This window comes from Bartonella sp. AU18XJBT (assembly GCF_028618595.1).
Taxonomy (GTDB): Bacteria; Pseudomonadota; Alphaproteobacteria; order Rhizobiales; family Rhizobiaceae; genus Bartonella.
Genome location: NZ_JAQITE010000011.1, coordinates 19,971 through 37,521, shown reverse-complemented (window position 1 = coordinate 37,521; position 17,551 = coordinate 19,971). Strand labels below are relative to the sequence as shown.

Sequence of the window (17,551 nt, the reverse complement as noted above, 5' to 3'; positions counted from 1 at the left end):
GGAATTCTTTGTCTAACATACCTCGCGGTAGGAAGAGAGTCATTGCCCCTATTGATCGGGATACCAATGATGATTACGTCAGCCCTCTTTGGCATTAGCAACATGTATATCAATTGGTATTATGACATACTTTTATTACGTCTATCACCAGACAATGTGAACCTTTCACTCTTTAAATAAACATCATCATAGACCTCCCTTGGGAAGGTCAAATTTTTCTACAGCATGGATATTAAAAGGAATTCAAACTATCCACATTCAAGAGCCAAATTGTATTCTCAGTATACTGGCTCTCTCACCGGATAGTTTGAATTCCCATCCGTTTGACAATATCCAGCAATCCACCCCACGTAGAAATCCACCTAGAAATAATAGGGTTGCAAAGAATCATAAGCTATTGCCCTCAAAGAGAAATTTATGCACAATCTTTCACTCTAACAACACAGATTTAATCCCTCATTAAAAGAGCCAAGCGCTTCGCTCCGTTCTTAATCGCCACGTAAAAGATATCATTACAGGATATGATTACAGCACGAAGCTTATCCATTCCCAAACATTCTCTCAGCCCTCACGTAAAATAAAAAGCCTCAAACAGAAAACACTTGTGTTACCAATTTACGCGCTTATTTTAAAGAAATACTTATTTAAAGAAACACTTATTTAAAGAAATACTTATTTAAAGAAATACTTATTTAAAGAAATACTTATTTAAAGAAATACTTGGCCAATGCACATTGCCACCACTTCACACCCCCTCATCATAGAACATAAAAGCTCTCGGGTAATAGCTTAAACATTCATAGCACACCACCCTCTTCAAGCTTATGAAGTGTAAACGCCAGCCTCATCACACCGCTTGCCAGCTCCCAATGTTGCAACTCTCTCTTGCACTTGAAAGGGTTCATAAAAGACCGTTTTATTCCTTGACCTTCAAGTGTTTTCAGCCATACACCAATCCCGCTTGTGATATGCAAGCAGCAAATGCTATGAGATATAAAGATTTACACTGAGAAAATCTCAACTCTACGCGAGGCTCTTATTTGCTCTAAACAATAGAAATTGATCCTTAACAATTCATCCCATTTGTCTTCATTATGCGGTTTATTTTCTAGGTTTTAAGAATATCATCACACACACTAACAAAAACACCTCATGGTATAAATTTTACATGCCCCTTACTAAACGATAATATTTTACGGAAAAACAAGATTATTTTCTCACAAATGAGAAGCTTTTCCTTATTTCCACTTTTTGTGCTTCTTTTTACGAGAATATTTTTACTTTCAAGGTAACCATTAACACAGCATAAGAAATGTATAATACACCCTTGACAAGAATAAGACTTCTTGTTAGATCTCCCTTACTTTTTTGCAATTTTCACTTATTTGTTGTGCTAATGAAGTGTTAATGCGTACCTTAAAAGTACGCTTTTCTTTTTGTGATCACAGTGAAAAAGTGTATCATGTGATGTTATGATGCAAGTACAATGCCGCAATGTAATGTTCATTGAGTGAGCAATATATTGGGGTTGTAATATTGTATTTTTGTGTTTTAATATTATATCATAGTTGTTTTAATGTTGTATCATAGTATTGTGTTACGTAAACTGTTTAACGGTGAATATGATGAAAATTAAAAATTCGCTTAAAGCACTAAAGGAGCGCCACCGTAACAATCGTTTGGTGCGTCGTAAGGGTCGTATTTATATTCTTAATAAAACGAATCCACGTTTTAGAGCGCGTCAAGGTTAATTCTTTTGGTTAATATTTTTATGCCTACTGTTTGTAGGCTTAAAAATTTTTTCTTAAGATTTTTTTGGTTACGAGTCCATTGGTTATAAGTCCGTTGATTACAAGTCTAGTATTTGATAATATTTGGTGATTTATCTTTTGGGGGCTTGTTTTTATGGATTATTCTATTTTTTTAAAAACCTTTCGATTTTTTCAGTCGCGTTTTTTCTGTATTTTCCAGCACGTGTTTTTTCTCCTTTGTGTTGGCATATTTTGTTTTGTTCCCTCTAGCTATGGGCAAAATCCTCCTTCGCTTCCTGAAGATCGTCCTTCTCCACAATCGCTTTTACCGTTAGATGATCTTATTCCCAATTCTCCTCCGCCTTCCTCAATGCCCTCTGATTCTGATTTGTCTGCGATTATTCTTGAAGATCTTGACAAAGATCAGCTTTCCCACGTTGACAGAGTAAAGCAACGCAAAGAAGCCGAAATTTTACGTTTACTGAAAGAGTTGAAATATTGTGCTGATGTTTCTCAAGCAAAAAAGATCAGTCAACAACTTCAACTTTTATGGTCCCAATCGGGGAGCGATACAATTGATCTTTTAATGTCATGGGCTGAAAATGCGATCAGTAGCGACGATTATGGACTTGCACTTGATTATATTGATAATGCTCTTGCACTTTTACCTACTCACGCTGAAGCTTGGGTAAGACGTGCTTGGATTCACATTCAACTAAACGATTTCAAGCTTGCTATGCTTGATCTCAACCATGCTCTTGAACTTGAGCCGCGTAACTATATCGCTTTTTTTGAACTTGGCGTTACCATGGAAGCAACAGAGCGTCCAAAACTTGCTCTTAAAGCTTATGAAACAGCATTAGAGTATTACCCACAAATGCGTAGAATTCAAAAGCGCGTACAAGCTCTGTTAGACGAACAAGCACCTCAATCTCTTTGAACCCATTCAAGAACGAAACGCTCTACGCATCCTTTCAAACTTGGCTAAGACGCAAGCCTTCTCCACATTCCACTCAATAAACTAAAAGCCCCCTGCTTATAACCACACTCTCAAACACCCACCCCACGCAATTGCCCCCACTCCATGCAATTGACAGTGTCTTTTTTGAATTTTGACCTGTTTTGTATTGAAGGCTGCGTCCAAACACTTTCAATATACTCCCTACAGAATTTCTCTCATAGCAAGAAAACGCTGCACGCCTTGGTCCTCTCACACCGCCTCTTTTTTCACTATCCCTCCATCATGGATAAAAAGATGATAAAACACGATCCTCAAAAAATATTTTTTGAAAAAAACTTAAAACATCGCTTAGCACCTCTGATAAACTATCATCATCTGTTTTTTTATTTTTATGAAACCCATAAGCAGCACATACCGTATCAGCTCTCCTCCACCCCTCAAAATTGATAAAACAGCACTGAAATATGGCTTCACAAGGCAAAAACTTCAAAGACGCAACATCAAGTTAAACAAACATTCTTGAATAAGAAACATCCCCTTCAAAGCTCCCCCAAGCATTTCCCCGAAACATAAAAATCAAGCGATTGCCAATGAATATCCTCCCCACACCTCAAAGCACGAAGTTTCTTAACCCGCTCCGATCTGTAAACAATCCGAATTCTAGCAGACTTCACTTGGTTTCCCACGTATGGGATTTCCTTAAACTTAAGGCTCGACAAACAGCCTTAAGGACATTCACCACACACATTAAAAACATTGAACCTATCAAGGAGGCAATCTTATATTGCCAGTAAATAACGGGTATGTTACGCTAGAACAAGATAAAATTTAATACCCTCACGCCTTTCTATGCACGTTTTCATCTCTCAGTATACTTACTTTTCCTATTTTCTTTAAATTGGAACAAATCTTTCTATTGGATATAGACCACCAACACCCATTTTAAAACCTGTCATTTTAACTCTTTTCCCAAGTTGAAAGTCATCCAATGACTTGATGTGAGGCGTTAATTTGTCAGAAGGTATATATGGGCAAACTGCTTGAAAAGTATTATCTTCAAATTGCAAACAATATCGACGACGAGCTAAATATTTAGCTGCTATAATTTTCTTTTTATTTTCTAATTTCCAAGCCCCTATTTTAGAGGGATGAATATCTAATTCTTTAGCATTTTCAGTTTTAAAACAATGGATACTATCGGTGTCACAATAGATAAAATTTTCAAGTCCAATTTTGTAAATAGACTCAATTAAAAACATACGAGCATAGCTTGCAGCAAATAAAGCAATTGGTAAATAACCACATTTTTGGAATATTGTTTCACCCCAAATAAATCTAAGGACATCATTTTCAAATTCGATATATCTTTTAATTCTATGAGGACGTTCAGCCATTTTTCCACATAATGAATTAAGAAACATTTTTCCTATTCTGCTGATTGTTTTATCTGAAGAATTTTTCAATTCAAAAAATTCATCAATATAATCAGTAAAAAGGTCATCTCTTGCTTGAAAGAGATAACCATCTAATAACTCCAAATTTTGGTAATGATAAGATTGTTTAAACAATTCAAATTCTTATGTTAACATGAATATTTTTTTTATGTTCGCATTCGTATTCAGATAAAATTTGTAAATATTCAACACCCCCAGATGATGATTGTGTGTTATTATTTAAAATAGGTATTTTGTTTTCTCTTAATTCTGCTGAATTTATATAAAATCTCTGAAGACCTAGAGGATGTAAGTCATTAGTTTCAATTTTACCTTTTTTATAAAGAGGTGCCCCTATAGGTAATTGTTTTAACATCATAGCAGGGCCCATACTATTGACATCATAAATTTCAATTTCTTTATTTATGAATTTACCCATATATCTATTAAAAAAACAAAAACTACCGTCATTTGCTTTTCTAAAAATATAATCATCACCTTCTTCTAAAGATGGGAATAAATATGTTTCTGCTTTAATTTTTGTAAATTTTTTAAACATTTTTTCTGACCATACAGCTTTAGCATCAGCTGCAAAAGTCATTTTATTTCTTCCCCATTGGAGTCTTTTTTTGAGAGCAATGGCTAATCCCTTGCTTTCATTCACACAGCAATCGATATCATTTTGATGAATAATAACATCATCAATGCACTCAAAGAGAGAAGATCCTCTTTGTTTTAAATCGGTAAAAGCTGTTATTATGTCTTGCAAAGGGACTAAAAATAACTCTAATGCATCGAATAGATAAACTCTTTTTGATTTATTTGATTGAAATGCAAGTTCCGATCTAAGAACTCTATCATTTTGCGAGATAAAATCATAAAATTTAAGTGTTATAAGATCATTTTGATTAAAATGACACCAACATCGAATAATAGCATAATCATAGTTTAGGTTATAAGCATAAAATCTTGTACTGTTTTCTATTTTTTTCACAAATTCTAAAAAAAGTCTAACAGGATCACCATCGTTTATTGTAAAAACAGTGATATCTGTTAGATCTTCAACATTAACAATTGCAACCATATAGGGCTTAACAGGTTCTTTAATTGTCGCCTTGAAAGCAAAAGTATATAATTTTCTAAAGTTGATAAGTCTCATGTTTCCTCCCTCTTTAGATTTTTTTACCTCTTTATTTTTATTGTGTTTACTTCATTCAAAAGACAAAAAATATTTATCTTTTACTATATTTCGCTCTTCACGAACACTCTCATAGCCTTCGCCCCGAGATTGGTGATGCCTTTTTTACACTTAGAAAATCATAGAAACGAAAAGCATTCACAATTTGCCCTCAAAATTGATAAAACAGCACTGAAATATGGCTTCACAAGGCAAAAACTTCAAAGACGCAACATCAGTTAAACAAACATTCTTGAATAAGAAATATCCCCCTTCAAAGCTCCTCCAAACATTTCCCCAAAACATAAAAATCAAGCTATTGCCAATAAACCGTTCTACATCACTCAAACACCCACCCCCACTCATATTTTGTGCTTTTTTACTTTGAATAAAGCATTCTATATATCATACAGCCCTTTCTAGCAGCCACCAGCAAGGTTATAAAAACTCTCTTGAAAAACTTTATGAAAAATAAGAGACTGAGGTTATTTTATCTCTAGCAGAAGATCTGAAATTGTTTTATATTAAGGAGGGTGTTCTGCGCTTCTCGACAGGAAATAACGTATTCCTGAGACCTTAGTGATCTCCAAGGGAGCTGTCCCTGATCAAGCCCGTGGGCTTTTTCATATGGCGCCCACCTATTTGTATAGGTTCCCGGGATCAACTTTTTCCATCGGCTGTTGTGGATCACCCTTTTTACCGGATCACCCTTTTTACCTCAATAAAATTCCCCCCCAAAAAAAATTGAGAAAGTCCTTCTGCATAAGCCTCTGTTTATCTATTTTTGTCTATGAAGCTCTCTTTTCTATGAAACAAAATGCAATATGCTCTTTTCAAGAAATAAAAATCACGAGAGGCTTTATTTTATAAAACAGACAGCACTTACAAAAAAGCCCCCTCTATGAATCTACTTTATCCCTTCGCATGACAAGCAGCGCAAAAGCGGTTTATCGCACCAAGATACCCTAACACAAGAGCGCACACTCTTTCCATGAGCGCACCTCTTGTCCTAACAGAGATTTACAAAACGCCAACAATGGATAAAATGCCAACATCTGATAAGACAATTGGCAAGACTTGGCGAGATAATGATACAAAATCCCCTCTGTGAATCTACTTCATCCCTTCGCATGACAAGCAGCGCAAAAGCGGTTTATCGCACCAAGATACCATACCACAAAAACGCATATTTTTTCATGAAGCACAGCTCTTGTCCTAACAGAGATTTACAAAACACCAACAATGGATAAAATGCCAACATCTGATAAGACAATTGGCAAAACTTGGCGAGATAATGATACAAAATCCCCTCTGTGAATCTACTTTATCCCTTCGCATGACAAGCAGCGCAAAAGCGGTTTATCGCACCAAGATACCGTACCACAAAAATGCATATTTTTTCATGAAGCACAGCTCTTGTCCTAACAGAGATTTACAAAACGCCAATAATGGATAAAATGCCAACATCTGATAAGACAATTGGCAAAACTTGGCGAGACAATGACACAAAATCCCCTCTGTGAATCTGCTTTATCCCTTCGCACACAGCAGCGCAAAAGCGGTTTGTCGCGTCGTGATGCTCTTTTAATAGAAGAGCGCACACTCTTTTCGCAGCGTGCTTGTTGCCACTTTATTGAATATCTTGAAAAAAAGGGAACAGATTTTTCACGCCTCATTTTGGCAGGCTATTGGCCCATTAAATCGGAAATTGATCCGCGTCCTTTACTGGATACTGTAGCGTTACGCGGTGGGCATTTAGCCTTACCAGCAGTGCTTGATTCCACCACCATGATTTTCCGTGCATTTTCGCCCAGCACAACTCTAGAGCCCATGCGCTTTGGCACCTTTGGTCCCAGTGCAGACAATGGCGTTGTTATCCCCAATAATATTCTTGTTCCGCTTTCTGCGTTTGATCGTCAATGTCACCGTCTTGGCTATGGAGGTGGATATTATGACCGTGCGGTTGAAGCTCTTGAAAAACAAGGGCATAAAATGACATTATGGGGCATAGGATTTTCATGTCAGGAGGTTTCCTCTATTCCCGCAGCAGAACATGATCTACAGGTCCAGGGCATTTTTACAGAAAAAGGTTTCTTAAAATATTAAAATATGATTAAAGCGTCTATGCGTTTTTTATTTTTAGGTGACATTGTTGGTAACACAGGCTGTAAAGCTGTTTTTGAACACCTTCCTCAACTGATTAAGAAGTGGCAGCTTGATTTTGTTGTGGTAAATGGAGAGAATGCCTCTGGTGGTTTTGGTCTCACACAAGAAACATATCAAGATCTTTTGATGACCGGTGTTGATGTTGTCACCACAGGCAATCATGCTTTTTCTCACAAAGAAGCATTACAGTATGCCCATGAGAGTGATCGTTTTTTACGCCCTGCCAATTTTTCGAAAGAAACTCCCGGAAGAGGTGCTGGTATTTTTACGGCAAAAAATGGCGCCCGTGTTCTTGTCGCCAATCTATTAGGCAACGTTTTTATGCCGTGCAAAGTAGAAGATCCATTTGAAACAGCGGAAAATATTCTGCTTGCTTGTTCGTTGATGGAGCAAGCCGATACGGTTATTTTTGACTTTCACGCAGAAACGACAAGCGAAAAGCAATGTTTTGGCCATTTTCTTGACGGTCGTGTAAGTGTTATCGTTGGCACGCATACGCATATTCCCACGGCTGATGCTCAGATCTTAGAAGGTGGGAGCGCCTATTTAACAGATGCAGGCATGTGTGGAGATTATAACTCATCTCTTGGAATGGATAAAGAAGAACCCTTACACCGTTTTCTTTATAAGACGAAGCAAGATCGTTTTGAACCGGCATGTGGTCCCGCCACCCTTTGTGGTTTAGCGGTTGAGATTTCAGATCGCACAGGTTTAGCAGAAAAGGTCTCAGCTGTACGGATTGGCCCTCACTTAAAGCCTGAAGTTCCAGATTTTTGGTAGCTTCTTTTAAGCCGTCCCTTTGATGACAACTCTCCACTGTGCGCCCTTTGGATGATCACTCTCCAATGTTTCCTTTTGAGAACTCTTTCTGGCAAGATGATTTTTCAACCCCTTCCCAAATCCCTAAAAACACCACACCCCCAATTTGCCAAACACAGCAACTTTTCTAACACAAATAAGTCACTCTTTTAAAAAGGGAAAAAGTCCCAAATTTTTCATGATTTTTAAAATGACGAGAAGGAGGTTCTATTTGGACATTTCTGCGGGGGGGGGAGGAGAAATGTTAACCCCCTTCTCTAAAAAAGGGTTTATAGAATAATTTATTATTTAGCAAGAGCATCTTTAATTTTTTCTTTATTCTAACGAAAAATTAATCTTTTTCCTTCTGTTTTTTAGGTTTGAGCTCTCTAAAACTTTTCAAAAGGATGTGCTCTTCTTTACTTGCAATCCCTTCATCACAAGGATCTAAGGCGTTTTCTTTTGTTGAGAGAGCAGCGTAAAAAATGAAATGGGAACATTGAGAATATCAGCAATTTCTTGCAAACGCCCCGCCCCTATACGATTAGAGCCTTTTTCATATTTTGGGATTTGTTGAAAAGTTATTCCTAAAAAGCTTCCTAATGCCTTTTGAGAAAGCCCCATGGCAATGCGTCTGTGACGAATTTTTTTGCCTATCGAAATATCGTTAAAGTGTGGATTTTTAGCTTTCAATTCAAGCTCCCCTACCGGTTGCGAGCGCCCTCGCATTGGTATTCCGGGAGTCAAAAACACTGAGTTCAGTCAGCTTTTTTGCTTTTAGTGCTCATCGCACCTGGACATGGCAAAAACTCCCGGAATCCCGGGAAACCCACAAAAGTAGGCTAATCTTATGTACTGAACTTTAGGGGTTTTGAATCCCTCTTGATCGCTGCGTAGACGACCAAAACATTCTCTTACCAATAAAGCAATTTCAGGAAATTAGCAATAAAATTTAAAATAGTGTTTTTATCTCATGAGACAATCAAACACAAAATTGCTTTCTGTTTCTATGTGCTCTTCTTTACTTGCAATCCCTTCATCACAAGGATCCAGGGCATTTTCTTTTGTTGAGAGATCAGCGTAAAAAAAGGAAATGGGAACATTGAGAATATCGGCAATTTCTTGCAAACGCCCCGCTCCTATACGATTAGAGCCCTTTTCATATTTTTGGATTTGTTGAAAAGTCACACCTAACTGGCTGCCTAATTGCTTTTGTGACATTCCAATCATTGTTCTTTTAAAGCGAATTTTTCTACCTATCGAAATGTCGTTAAAGTGTGGATTTTTAGCTTTCACCTCAAGCTCCCCTGCCGGTTGCGAGCGCCCTCGCATTGGTATTCCGGGAGTTGAAAGAGCTGAAACTTGACTCAGCCTTTTGCTTTTAGTGCTAAAGAGCACCTGGACATAACAAAAGCTCCCGGAAATCCGGGATATCCATAAAGCTGGATAAATACGTGTCTCAAGTTTCGGGTCTTTCATTCCCTGTTGATCGCTGCGTAGACGACCAAAACATTCTCTTACCAATAAAGCAATTTCAGGAAATTAGCAATAAAATTTAAAATAGTGTTTTTATCTCATGAGACAATCAAACACAAAATTGCTTTCTGTTTCTTAGGTTTGAGCTCTCTAAAACTTTTCAAAAGGATGTGCTCTTCTTTGCTCGAGATCCTTTCATCACAAGGATCCAAGGTGTTTTCTTTTGTTGAGAGATCAGCGTAAAAAAAGGAAATGGGAACATTGAGAATATCGGCAATTTCTTGTAAACGCCCCGCCCCTATACGATTAGAGCCCTTTTCATATTTTTGGATTTGTTGAAAAGTCACACCTAACTGGCTGCCTAATTGCTTTTGCGACATTCCGATCATTGTTCTTTTAAAGCGAATTTTTCTGCCTATCGAAATGTCGTTAAAGTGTGGATTTTTAGCTTTCACTTCAAGCTCCCCTGCCGGTTGCGAGCGCCCTCGCATTGGTATTCCGGGAGTCTGAAAGTACTGAGTTCGAATCAGCTTTTTTTGCTTTTAGTGCTAGAGAGCACCTGGACATAGCAAAAACTCCCGGAATTCCGGGATACCCACAAAAGTAGGTTAATTTTATGATCGAACTTTAGGGCTTTCAGACCCTACTGATCGTTGCGTAGACGACCAAAGTCACACTTTAAGGTATAAAATAATTTCAGGAAATTAGCAATAAAATTTAAAACAGTGTTTTTTTGTATTTTTATAAGAGCCCTCCACCTCTCTTTTTGATTAAATTATATATGAACGAAATGAGCGCTATTTATTTAAACAGTATAAGATCATACTCAGGAGGTGCTAGACGTATTCGCTAGACGTATTAAGAGTTTTTCATAGGCATCATGAGCAAACAAGCAAAGAAATATAAGGATAACAAAACCAATGACCATTGCTGTTTAGTGTTCATAGGATGCTGCTCCTGCCGTGTATCCGAAAAAAAGAAAAAATAGGAATAAAGTCAAGCCACCAGCAAAGAAGTTTAAGAAAGCAAAAACTGGTTTACGAATAAATACTAGAATAAGGAAGATTGCGTAAAACAACCTTTTAAATATCGCAGCCAATATTCTACATTGTTTTAAATATCCAAACGAATATTCTACGTGTTATGTTGAACGCACTGCGCATTATAGTTGAAGCAATGCTCTATTTTGCATTTAACCTTTCTTCTTTGGTGTTTTGTCTTCTTAGCAGAAAGATCGCTCATGACTCCCCCATTTTCAAGCCATTATATTATAAAATATGTATTATAAAAATGATTTATCTCTAATTATATCATCCAAAAATACAACAATATTTTATTCATTTTAACTAAAAAACAGGTGCTTTATCGAGAAGAAAAGCTATTTTCATTAGTAAGAGCTGTTAAATCCTTACGTCTAAAATAGATAGAGCGTCCACAACGAACAGGTGGTTGCCCTTGCATAAGAATAATCTGTTCGTCTTTTCGCATTTCTTGTGTTATTTCATGTGGATATATTAAAGGTCTATGCTGGGTACTTATATTCTCTGTCCCTCTTGTATGGAATCCTCCTAGAAATTTGCTTGAATTTTTCACTTCGACAGTCATTTGACCACATGCCTTAGATATATTTTCAGCAGTTTTAATATCTTTTATTGCGGCATAGCTTACAAAGGCACAATTTTCAAACCATGTCATAACGCCTGACGAACCGAAATAGCGTTCTATTTGATCTACAGACTTGTAAAAAAGCATGAGAGATATACCATATTTGCGTCCATGATCACGTGCTTCTTCTAAAATGTTCATATATCCTAAAAGATCAGCATTATCTAAAATAAAGAGCGCTCTTTTTGCATAATTACCATTAGCGGCTTCCATAACTCTGAGAAAAGAGCCAACAAGGATACGCCCAACACCTGGATAAGATTTTAAAATTTTTGAGGGGATATTTAGAAAAATATCAATATTTCCCTTTGTTATATCGGTAGTTTTAAAATCATGACCACTGATAAGGTTTGCATAATTAGAGAGTGAAAGCCATTGTATATCTTTTGCAGCAGTAGAATAGACATCTGAGAAAATTTGTTCAGCCATGTTTGTAAAAACGCCAAGGGTTTCACGAATAAATTGCGATGGAGAATTTGATCGTATAGATTGCAATTTTCCAATCACGGACGGTTCTGGCATTGACATGATCGTGTGAAGGGTTTTTAAGTTTTTTTCCTTTACTGTGTATTCATCAGAAAAGACAATATGCGCAAGAAGCCCTGTTAACAAATTATGTGCCTGAGATGTAGAAAATTGATCAGTCGACGTTGATTTGTCGTTTTCAGAAAGAAGGAGTCTAGCAACTTCAACCAAACCCGCTTCTCTTTCATAAAGGGGAAGATTTTCATCTAACAGCCAATCTAAAGGATTAAAAGTTTTTGTTGAAGAACCATGAGGATCAAGAACGTATACTTTTCTTTTTGACAGCTCCCTTGTTTTTTTTACCATTGGAGCGATTTCAGTTGAAGGGTCAAAAACGACCAGTGGACCGGAATATTTGAGACAAGTTGGAACAACATTACTGGTTGTTTTATAACTACCAGGACCAGCAAAAAAGAGCATATGGGTTGAATCAAAATTAAGTTTGTATGTTAACAATGGCTGTCTACCACCTTTTCCCCATGTTGTTTTGTCGTTAGGATTAAAAGGGACATCTTTAACAACATCTTCGTCGACTCTATAGCGCTCTCCTATGACGACTTCGCCATCACGAGGAAAAATCTTTTCAAGGCGTTTCATATCCATCCATTGAACACCACCGAAGATCGTATTTTTTGAATTTTTCAAAGGTGAAGCTTTTGCCAAAGAAAGCTTCATCGTATAACCAAAGATAACAATGCCAATAATAACACCCCCCAAAACCATCCTATCAAAAAATGGGAAAACATCCGCCCATGTCATATTATCTTGACCTACATAGGGACTAAGTCTGATACATTCATTTGCACTATAATAAGTTGCAAACAAACCAAAGATGATCATGGACGAAATAGTGATATTTTTTCTGGTATGCTTTTTTTGTAATAAGATGAATGAAGAACATGAAAGTGCAATAAGGATTAAAATATCCAGTGGCTTTGATCTTACAAACCAATAAGCATCAGGCGTCGTTCCATTTTCTGTAATTTTATTGATCGTTATATTGACCAAAAAAGTTACAATGATTGAAAAGATGAGTGGCAATGCTAAAAATATAATCTATTTTTTGTCTAATTTATTGACCATTTTCCCCCCGACATATCAGAAAAGTCTTCTCGTCCTATTTTTTTGCAATCTTTGTATTTTTTGAATTTTTATCAAGTTTTGAAATGTAAAGCAAGCCTCTTAAGATAAAAGACTTATCTGCCTCTCTAAGACTGGCTTTTATAAAAAGCGCCCCTAAACTAATTTTTTCAAGAGTTTTTCTAAAGTTTCTTTGATGCTTCACGCACTATTTAAATTTCTTACTTAACTCTTTTACTAAACTGTATCGGCTTCTTAACAGAGCCCCCCAATAACAATATGCATTAGGGTTCACTGAAAAAAAAGCGCGATTTATCATATTTTGCCATAAAACATTGTTGTTTAGAACCGTGATATAAGGCATGTAAAACTTTACATATTAAGTGTTTTTAGAGTGTATAATAAATGGGCATGGCTTGCCCCGTAGAGCCTTCTTAAAGTGAACCACATGAGTGGTCAGGAGTAGGTCAAAACCCCCGCCGACAGAAAGCCAAACTTTTTACAGAACAGCCCTTTAAATCAGGAATATGCGTCCTTTAGAGCGAAAGGAAATCAAAGAAGGATAAAGGTGACATGACAAAAAAAACAGCGGTTCCATTGCTAAATTTTTAAAATTTACAACCGTTTACAAAAGTACAAAAAGTAAATGAACAAGATTTAGATACGATAGAACAAAAAAATGATTTTATGACACGTTAACGCGTCATAGTGTAAAAGCGAAACAGGATAGTGAACGTAAACGGCGTAATTTAAAAACAGCACGATTAACACTTGCACTTGAACCAACAATAAGTGGTCGTTTTTAGTCATTAGCTGATAAACGTAATGAAAGTTATGGTGTTTCTTTCATCGTCTTATTGAAGTCTACATAAATAATAGTCACACAGAAGATACATAATAAATATTTAATAAAACAGCTGAAAATATTCCACAACCAACTTTATTCAGCAAAAGTTGACCACAATTCACTACGTATCATAATGGACAACTCTCGTTATGAAAAATTATTATTTTATGAGCTTACTTGCTCGTATAAGTTGGTGACGACAGCGCTATAGAGGAACGTGTTCCCCAAAGGGATAACACACGAACGGGATTACACGTTAATGCGTTGGATTTTTGCGCCACAACCACAACGGACTAATTTTTCCTCTAACCTCTCAAATCCCACGATAAAAATCCTCCCCGCCCATATAACAAGACAAGAGAACCGCAATCACAAGAAAAACAAAGACAAGAAAAAAGCGCGCAAATTAGACGTCATAATGAGTCCCCCTTGCAAATTCTCTGTTCTATAAAATGCGATTACCCTCTCACCCACAAGCTTTATCGACACTCCATTCACAATGCCATCCTCAGCTTTTAAAGAATGAAGCGACTTTTTTGTTATGGTCGTCTTTTATAGGTTTGCCATATTCATTTTTTCGTCAATTAAAGAGATGACATCACTCTTTTCATCAGTGTCCGTGTCCAAGAGTTCGACTAAACTTCCATGGATTACGAGATTCTAAAGGATTACACTCCGGATTCTTGTCATGTACTATACACCATTCTATATAAGCAGGGTCATTCTGAAAATCTTCTGGAGCATCATAAAGAACTTTTTTTTCAAGTTGATTTACACCAGACTTTTTCCATGTATCTGCAATCGCTTGAGGAAACTGAGCTTGATAACATCCAATCATAATCAATAAAGCACTCAATAATTTAAAATTCTGCTTCATTTCATTTTCCTTGAATACTATAAAATACATAAATTATTTTAATAGCATATTTTTATATTAAAAAACAATAAACATTGCAAATATTTACTATCATTTTGAATACATCTTTTTCAATACTTTACTTTAAAATAATAATACAACGAACCAAAATAAAAGAGCTTTAATATAATAATTCTGACAGCAAACGCGCTCTCCGATCTTCTCATTTTATTATAATATCCTGCTTGTATAAGACATTTTTCAATCAGAGCATTCGCATTTATAGTGAAGCCTTTATGACCCAAAATCCATCTCCATAAAAGCTTAGCATATTATATTCTAATCGTGCTTTTTTTGATCTCAAGCTGATCTGCATCTAGCTTTCCTCCCACATTCACAGTCTTTTCCCCACATTCAAAGTCAAGGGTAAATCTGGAAAACATCCAGCGGTACTTGATAAAGTTATACAACGCAATAACTTCAAGATTTTCTTCATTTTTCCTTTTTTCAATGGACTTATTTATAATAAGACAGCTCTGGAGTTTATTTATCTCTGTTTTTTAAGACAGTTTAGAACTAAAATATGGGATAAAAAAATAATTCCCCACAGGTAAACGAAAACAAGAATGTGTAGATTAAAAATAATCCCGAATTATACATAAATCTTCTACCATCATGAAATAAGATTATTTTCAATAAAACAATCTCCAACTCCCATTTTGACAATCCGAAAAGTCTTTTAAAACTTTAATGCGATAAATTATTATTATTCAATACACGTATCTGGTTTGTAATCTTGCACGCATTGCTCAGCCCCGTGTCATGAGCGCCATAAACAACACTTCGACCATGATACAGTCTTTATTTTGTTTATGAGCCCCCCCCCTTCTTTTATGCTCGCTCATAAAAACTCCAGAACTATGAGATAAGCCCCGCATTTATTGCAAGGCTGAACAACCCTTAACCCTTGAGATCAAGCCCCCCAAAAAGCATTGTGCTAAAACGCCCCCCAAAGCACACCTGAAAGCACGCCGCCAACAACATCCACCCTAAGCAACCTCTCCAAAGTCATTCTTTGGGGCATATCTTTGAAAGATTTACACGCTGATACGTTGGATTTTTGCGCCACAACGGACTAATTTTTCCTCCAACCTCTCAAATCCACGATCAAGATGATAGACACGATTGACGATTGTTTCTCCCTTTGCTGCCAATGCTGCAATCACAAGAGAAACAGAAGCGCGCAAATCCGTCGCCATGACAGGAGCCCCTTGCAAATGCTCTGTTCCATAAACGGTTGCCCTCTGCCCATCAAGCTTTATCGAAGCCCCTAAACGATTGAGTTCTTGAACATGCATAAAACGATTTTCGAAAATCGTCTCTGTAATATGCGCAATGCCTTCAGCCCGTGTCATAAGCGCCATGAATTGCGCTTGGAGATCGGTTGGAAAAGCAGGATAAGGTCCTGTTTTAATATCAACGGGCATAATTTGGGTGTTCTTTGGATTTCGCTTAACATGAATTCCTTGAGGTTCTATTTGAATCTCAAGTCCTGTTTTTTGGAGCACCTTAAGCACTTTTGTGAGATGATTAGGATTTGCATTTTTAAGAAAAACATCTCCCCCTGTCATAGCAACAGCCATTGCATATGTCCCCGCTTCGATTCGATCAGCAATAACGCGTATTTTTGTTCCTTTAAGTTTTTTAACCCCTTCAATTGTAAGCGTTGTTGTTCCTTCACCGGTTACTTGAGCCCCCATAGCATTCAAAGTTCGAATAAGGTTTGCCACTTCTGGTTCACAAGCCGCATTCTCAAGAACAGTTGTTCCCTTTGCCAATGTCGCCGCCATAAGCAACACATGTGTTCCACCAACAGTGACCTTAGGGAAACGATAGTGAGCACCTTTTAACCCCCTTGGCGCTTTTGCATGAACATATCCATTTTCGATCGTAATCTGTGCTCCTAAAGTTTTAAGTCCATCAAGGATAAAATCGACAGGTCTTGTTCCGATAGCGCACCCTCCAGGAAGCGAAACATAAGCCTCTAAGCATCGAGCAAGGAGAGGGCCGATAACCCAAAAGCTTGCGCGCATTTTTTTCACCAGTTCGTACGGCGCCCGTGTTGTCGCTATTTTTTGCGCAGTAAAATGAATTGTTCTTGAATTGACACACTCATCGTTAAACTCTTGTCCATCAACGGCATATCCCACCCCATGATTATTGAGAATACGAATAAGCAGTTCGACATCGGCTAGATGAGGAATATTTTCTAAAGTGAGCGTTTCTTCTGTCAAAAGCGCCGCAATCATAAGAGGCAACGCAGCATTTTTTGCCCCTGATATAGGAATTGTTCCTTGAAGTTGTTCTCCCCCAACAATTTGAATAGAATCCATCGTGTTTTCCCTCTTTTCCTTTGTGCCTACCCTTCCAAAGGATTTTCCCCCTTCGGGAAGTTATGCTTTATTAATCGTTTTAGAACGCATTCTAAATATGAGAACAAATTATTGAGAAGTTTGGTTGCAAAGCTTCATTAAAAAACATTTTTTTTGCATTTTAGAGCTTTTTGCATTTTAGAGTTCTGTTTGCGCTCTTTGTCGGCTTTGCTCTTTTCGACGTTTCAGGTTTTGACGCAATTGTTGCGCTAATCTTTCTTGACGCCGTTTTGCTTTTTCATCTTGATGATTCATTTCATTTTGTTTTTGTTTTTGATGCATTTGTGTCATTGCGCAACCTTTTAAACAGTGTTGAGCTTCTATCCAAGCAACTCATAACCTTAAATATTTAAGCATATAAGAAACATATGTCATGACATAAGA

General features: G+C 37.0%; 13 protein-coding genes, 1 other RNA gene and 1 pseudogene. 5 read left to right on the top strand and 10 right to left on the bottom strand.

The features are described from left to right. Positions 1–1,625 precede the first annotated feature (1,625 nt). Both ykgO and PVV60_RS04765 read left to right on the top strand, forming a co-directional pair. Complete coding sequence (ykgO, locus tag PVV60_RS04770; RefSeq protein ID WP_013545486.1) at positions 1,626–1,751, top strand: type B 50S ribosomal protein L36; 126 nt, start codon at positions 1,626–1,628, stop codon at positions 1,749–1,751. A 154-nt stretch (positions 1,752–1,905) separates the two neighbouring features. Continuing rightward, a complete protein-coding gene (locus tag PVV60_RS04765; RefSeq protein ID WP_273723506.1) occupies positions 1,906–2,691 on the top strand; it encodes a tetratricopeptide repeat protein in 786 nt (261 codons plus the stop codon). A gap of 914 nt (positions 2,692–3,605) precedes the next feature. Here the strand turns inward: PVV60_RS04765 and PVV60_RS04760 are convergent. Next, positions 3,606–4,280: a DNA polymerase gene (locus PVV60_RS04760; protein WP_273723505.1), complete on the bottom strand. Its 675-nt coding sequence runs from the start codon at positions 4,278–4,280 to the stop codon at positions 3,606–3,608. 1 nt (position 4,281) lies between these two features. Beyond that, the gene (locus PVV60_RS04755; RefSeq protein WP_273723504.1) at positions 4,282–5,304 is read right to left on the bottom strand and encodes a DNA polymerase; all 1,023 of its coding nucleotides are present in this window, start codon (positions 5,302–5,304) and stop codon (positions 4,282–4,284) included. Positions 5,305–5,854: 550 nt separating this feature from the next. Here PVV60_RS04755 and ssrS point away from each other — a divergent pair. From ssrS to PVV60_RS04740, 3 genes are all read left to right on the top strand, one after another. Further along, positions 5,855–6,015: non-coding RNA, 6S RNA (ssrS, locus tag PVV60_RS04750), on the top strand. Between the two features lie 807 nt (positions 6,016–6,822). Beyond that, positions 6,823–7,428: a 5-formyltetrahydrofolate cyclo-ligase gene (locus PVV60_RS04745; RefSeq protein ID WP_273723503.1), complete on the top strand. Its 606-nt coding sequence runs from the start codon at positions 6,823–6,825 to the stop codon at positions 7,426–7,428. Between the two features lie 18 nt (positions 7,429–7,446). Further along, complete coding sequence (locus tag PVV60_RS04740) at positions 7,447–8,268, top strand: TIGR00282 family metallophosphoesterase (RefSeq protein ID WP_273723502.1); 822 nt, start codon at positions 7,447–7,449, stop codon at positions 8,266–8,268. Positions 8,269–8,638: 370 nt separating this feature from the next. Here PVV60_RS04740 and PVV60_RS04735 read toward each other — a convergent pair. The 8 genes and pseudogenes from PVV60_RS04735 to PVV60_RS04700 form a co-directional block, all read right to left on the bottom strand. Continuing rightward, positions 8,639–9,015: pseudogene (locus tag PVV60_RS04735) on the bottom strand (helix-turn-helix domain-containing protein). A gap of 237 nt (positions 9,016–9,252) precedes the next feature. Further along, complete coding sequence (locus PVV60_RS04730; protein WP_273723501.1) at positions 9,253–9,618, bottom strand: helix-turn-helix domain-containing protein; 366 nt, start codon at positions 9,616–9,618, stop codon at positions 9,253–9,255. A 242-nt stretch (positions 9,619–9,860) separates the two neighbouring features. After that, entirely contained in the window at positions 9,861–10,253 is a 393-nt protein-coding gene (locus PVV60_RS04725; protein ID WP_273723500.1) for a helix-turn-helix domain-containing protein, read from the bottom strand. Between the two features lie 871 nt (positions 10,254–11,124). Then, entirely contained in the window at positions 11,125–13,008 is a 1,884-nt protein-coding gene (gene traG / locus PVV60_RS04720; RefSeq protein WP_404977293.1) for a Ti-type conjugative transfer system protein TraG, read from the bottom strand. Positions 13,009–13,069: 61 nt separating this feature from the next. After that, positions 13,070–13,237, bottom strand: a complete 168-nt coding sequence (traD, locus tag PVV60_RS10745) for a conjugal transfer protein TraD (RefSeq protein WP_273723498.1) — start codon at positions 13,235–13,237, stop codon at positions 13,070–13,072. A gap of 1,252 nt (positions 13,238–14,489) precedes the next feature. Continuing rightward, complete coding sequence (locus tag PVV60_RS04710; RefSeq protein WP_273723497.1) at positions 14,490–14,756, bottom strand: hypothetical protein; 267 nt, start codon at positions 14,754–14,756, stop codon at positions 14,490–14,492. 1,076 nt (positions 14,757–15,832) lie between these two features. Then, positions 15,833–17,128, bottom strand: a complete 1,296-nt coding sequence (gene murA, locus PVV60_RS04705; RefSeq protein ID WP_273723496.1) for a UDP-N-acetylglucosamine 1-carboxyvinyltransferase — start codon at positions 17,126–17,128, stop codon at positions 15,833–15,835. A 177-nt stretch (positions 17,129–17,305) separates the two neighbouring features. After that, on the bottom strand, positions 17,306–17,458 hold the full coding sequence (locus tag PVV60_RS04700; protein WP_015856869.1) for a hypothetical protein: 153 nt from the start codon (positions 17,456–17,458) through the stop codon (positions 17,306–17,308). Between the last annotated feature and the right edge of the window lie 93 nt (positions 17,459–17,551).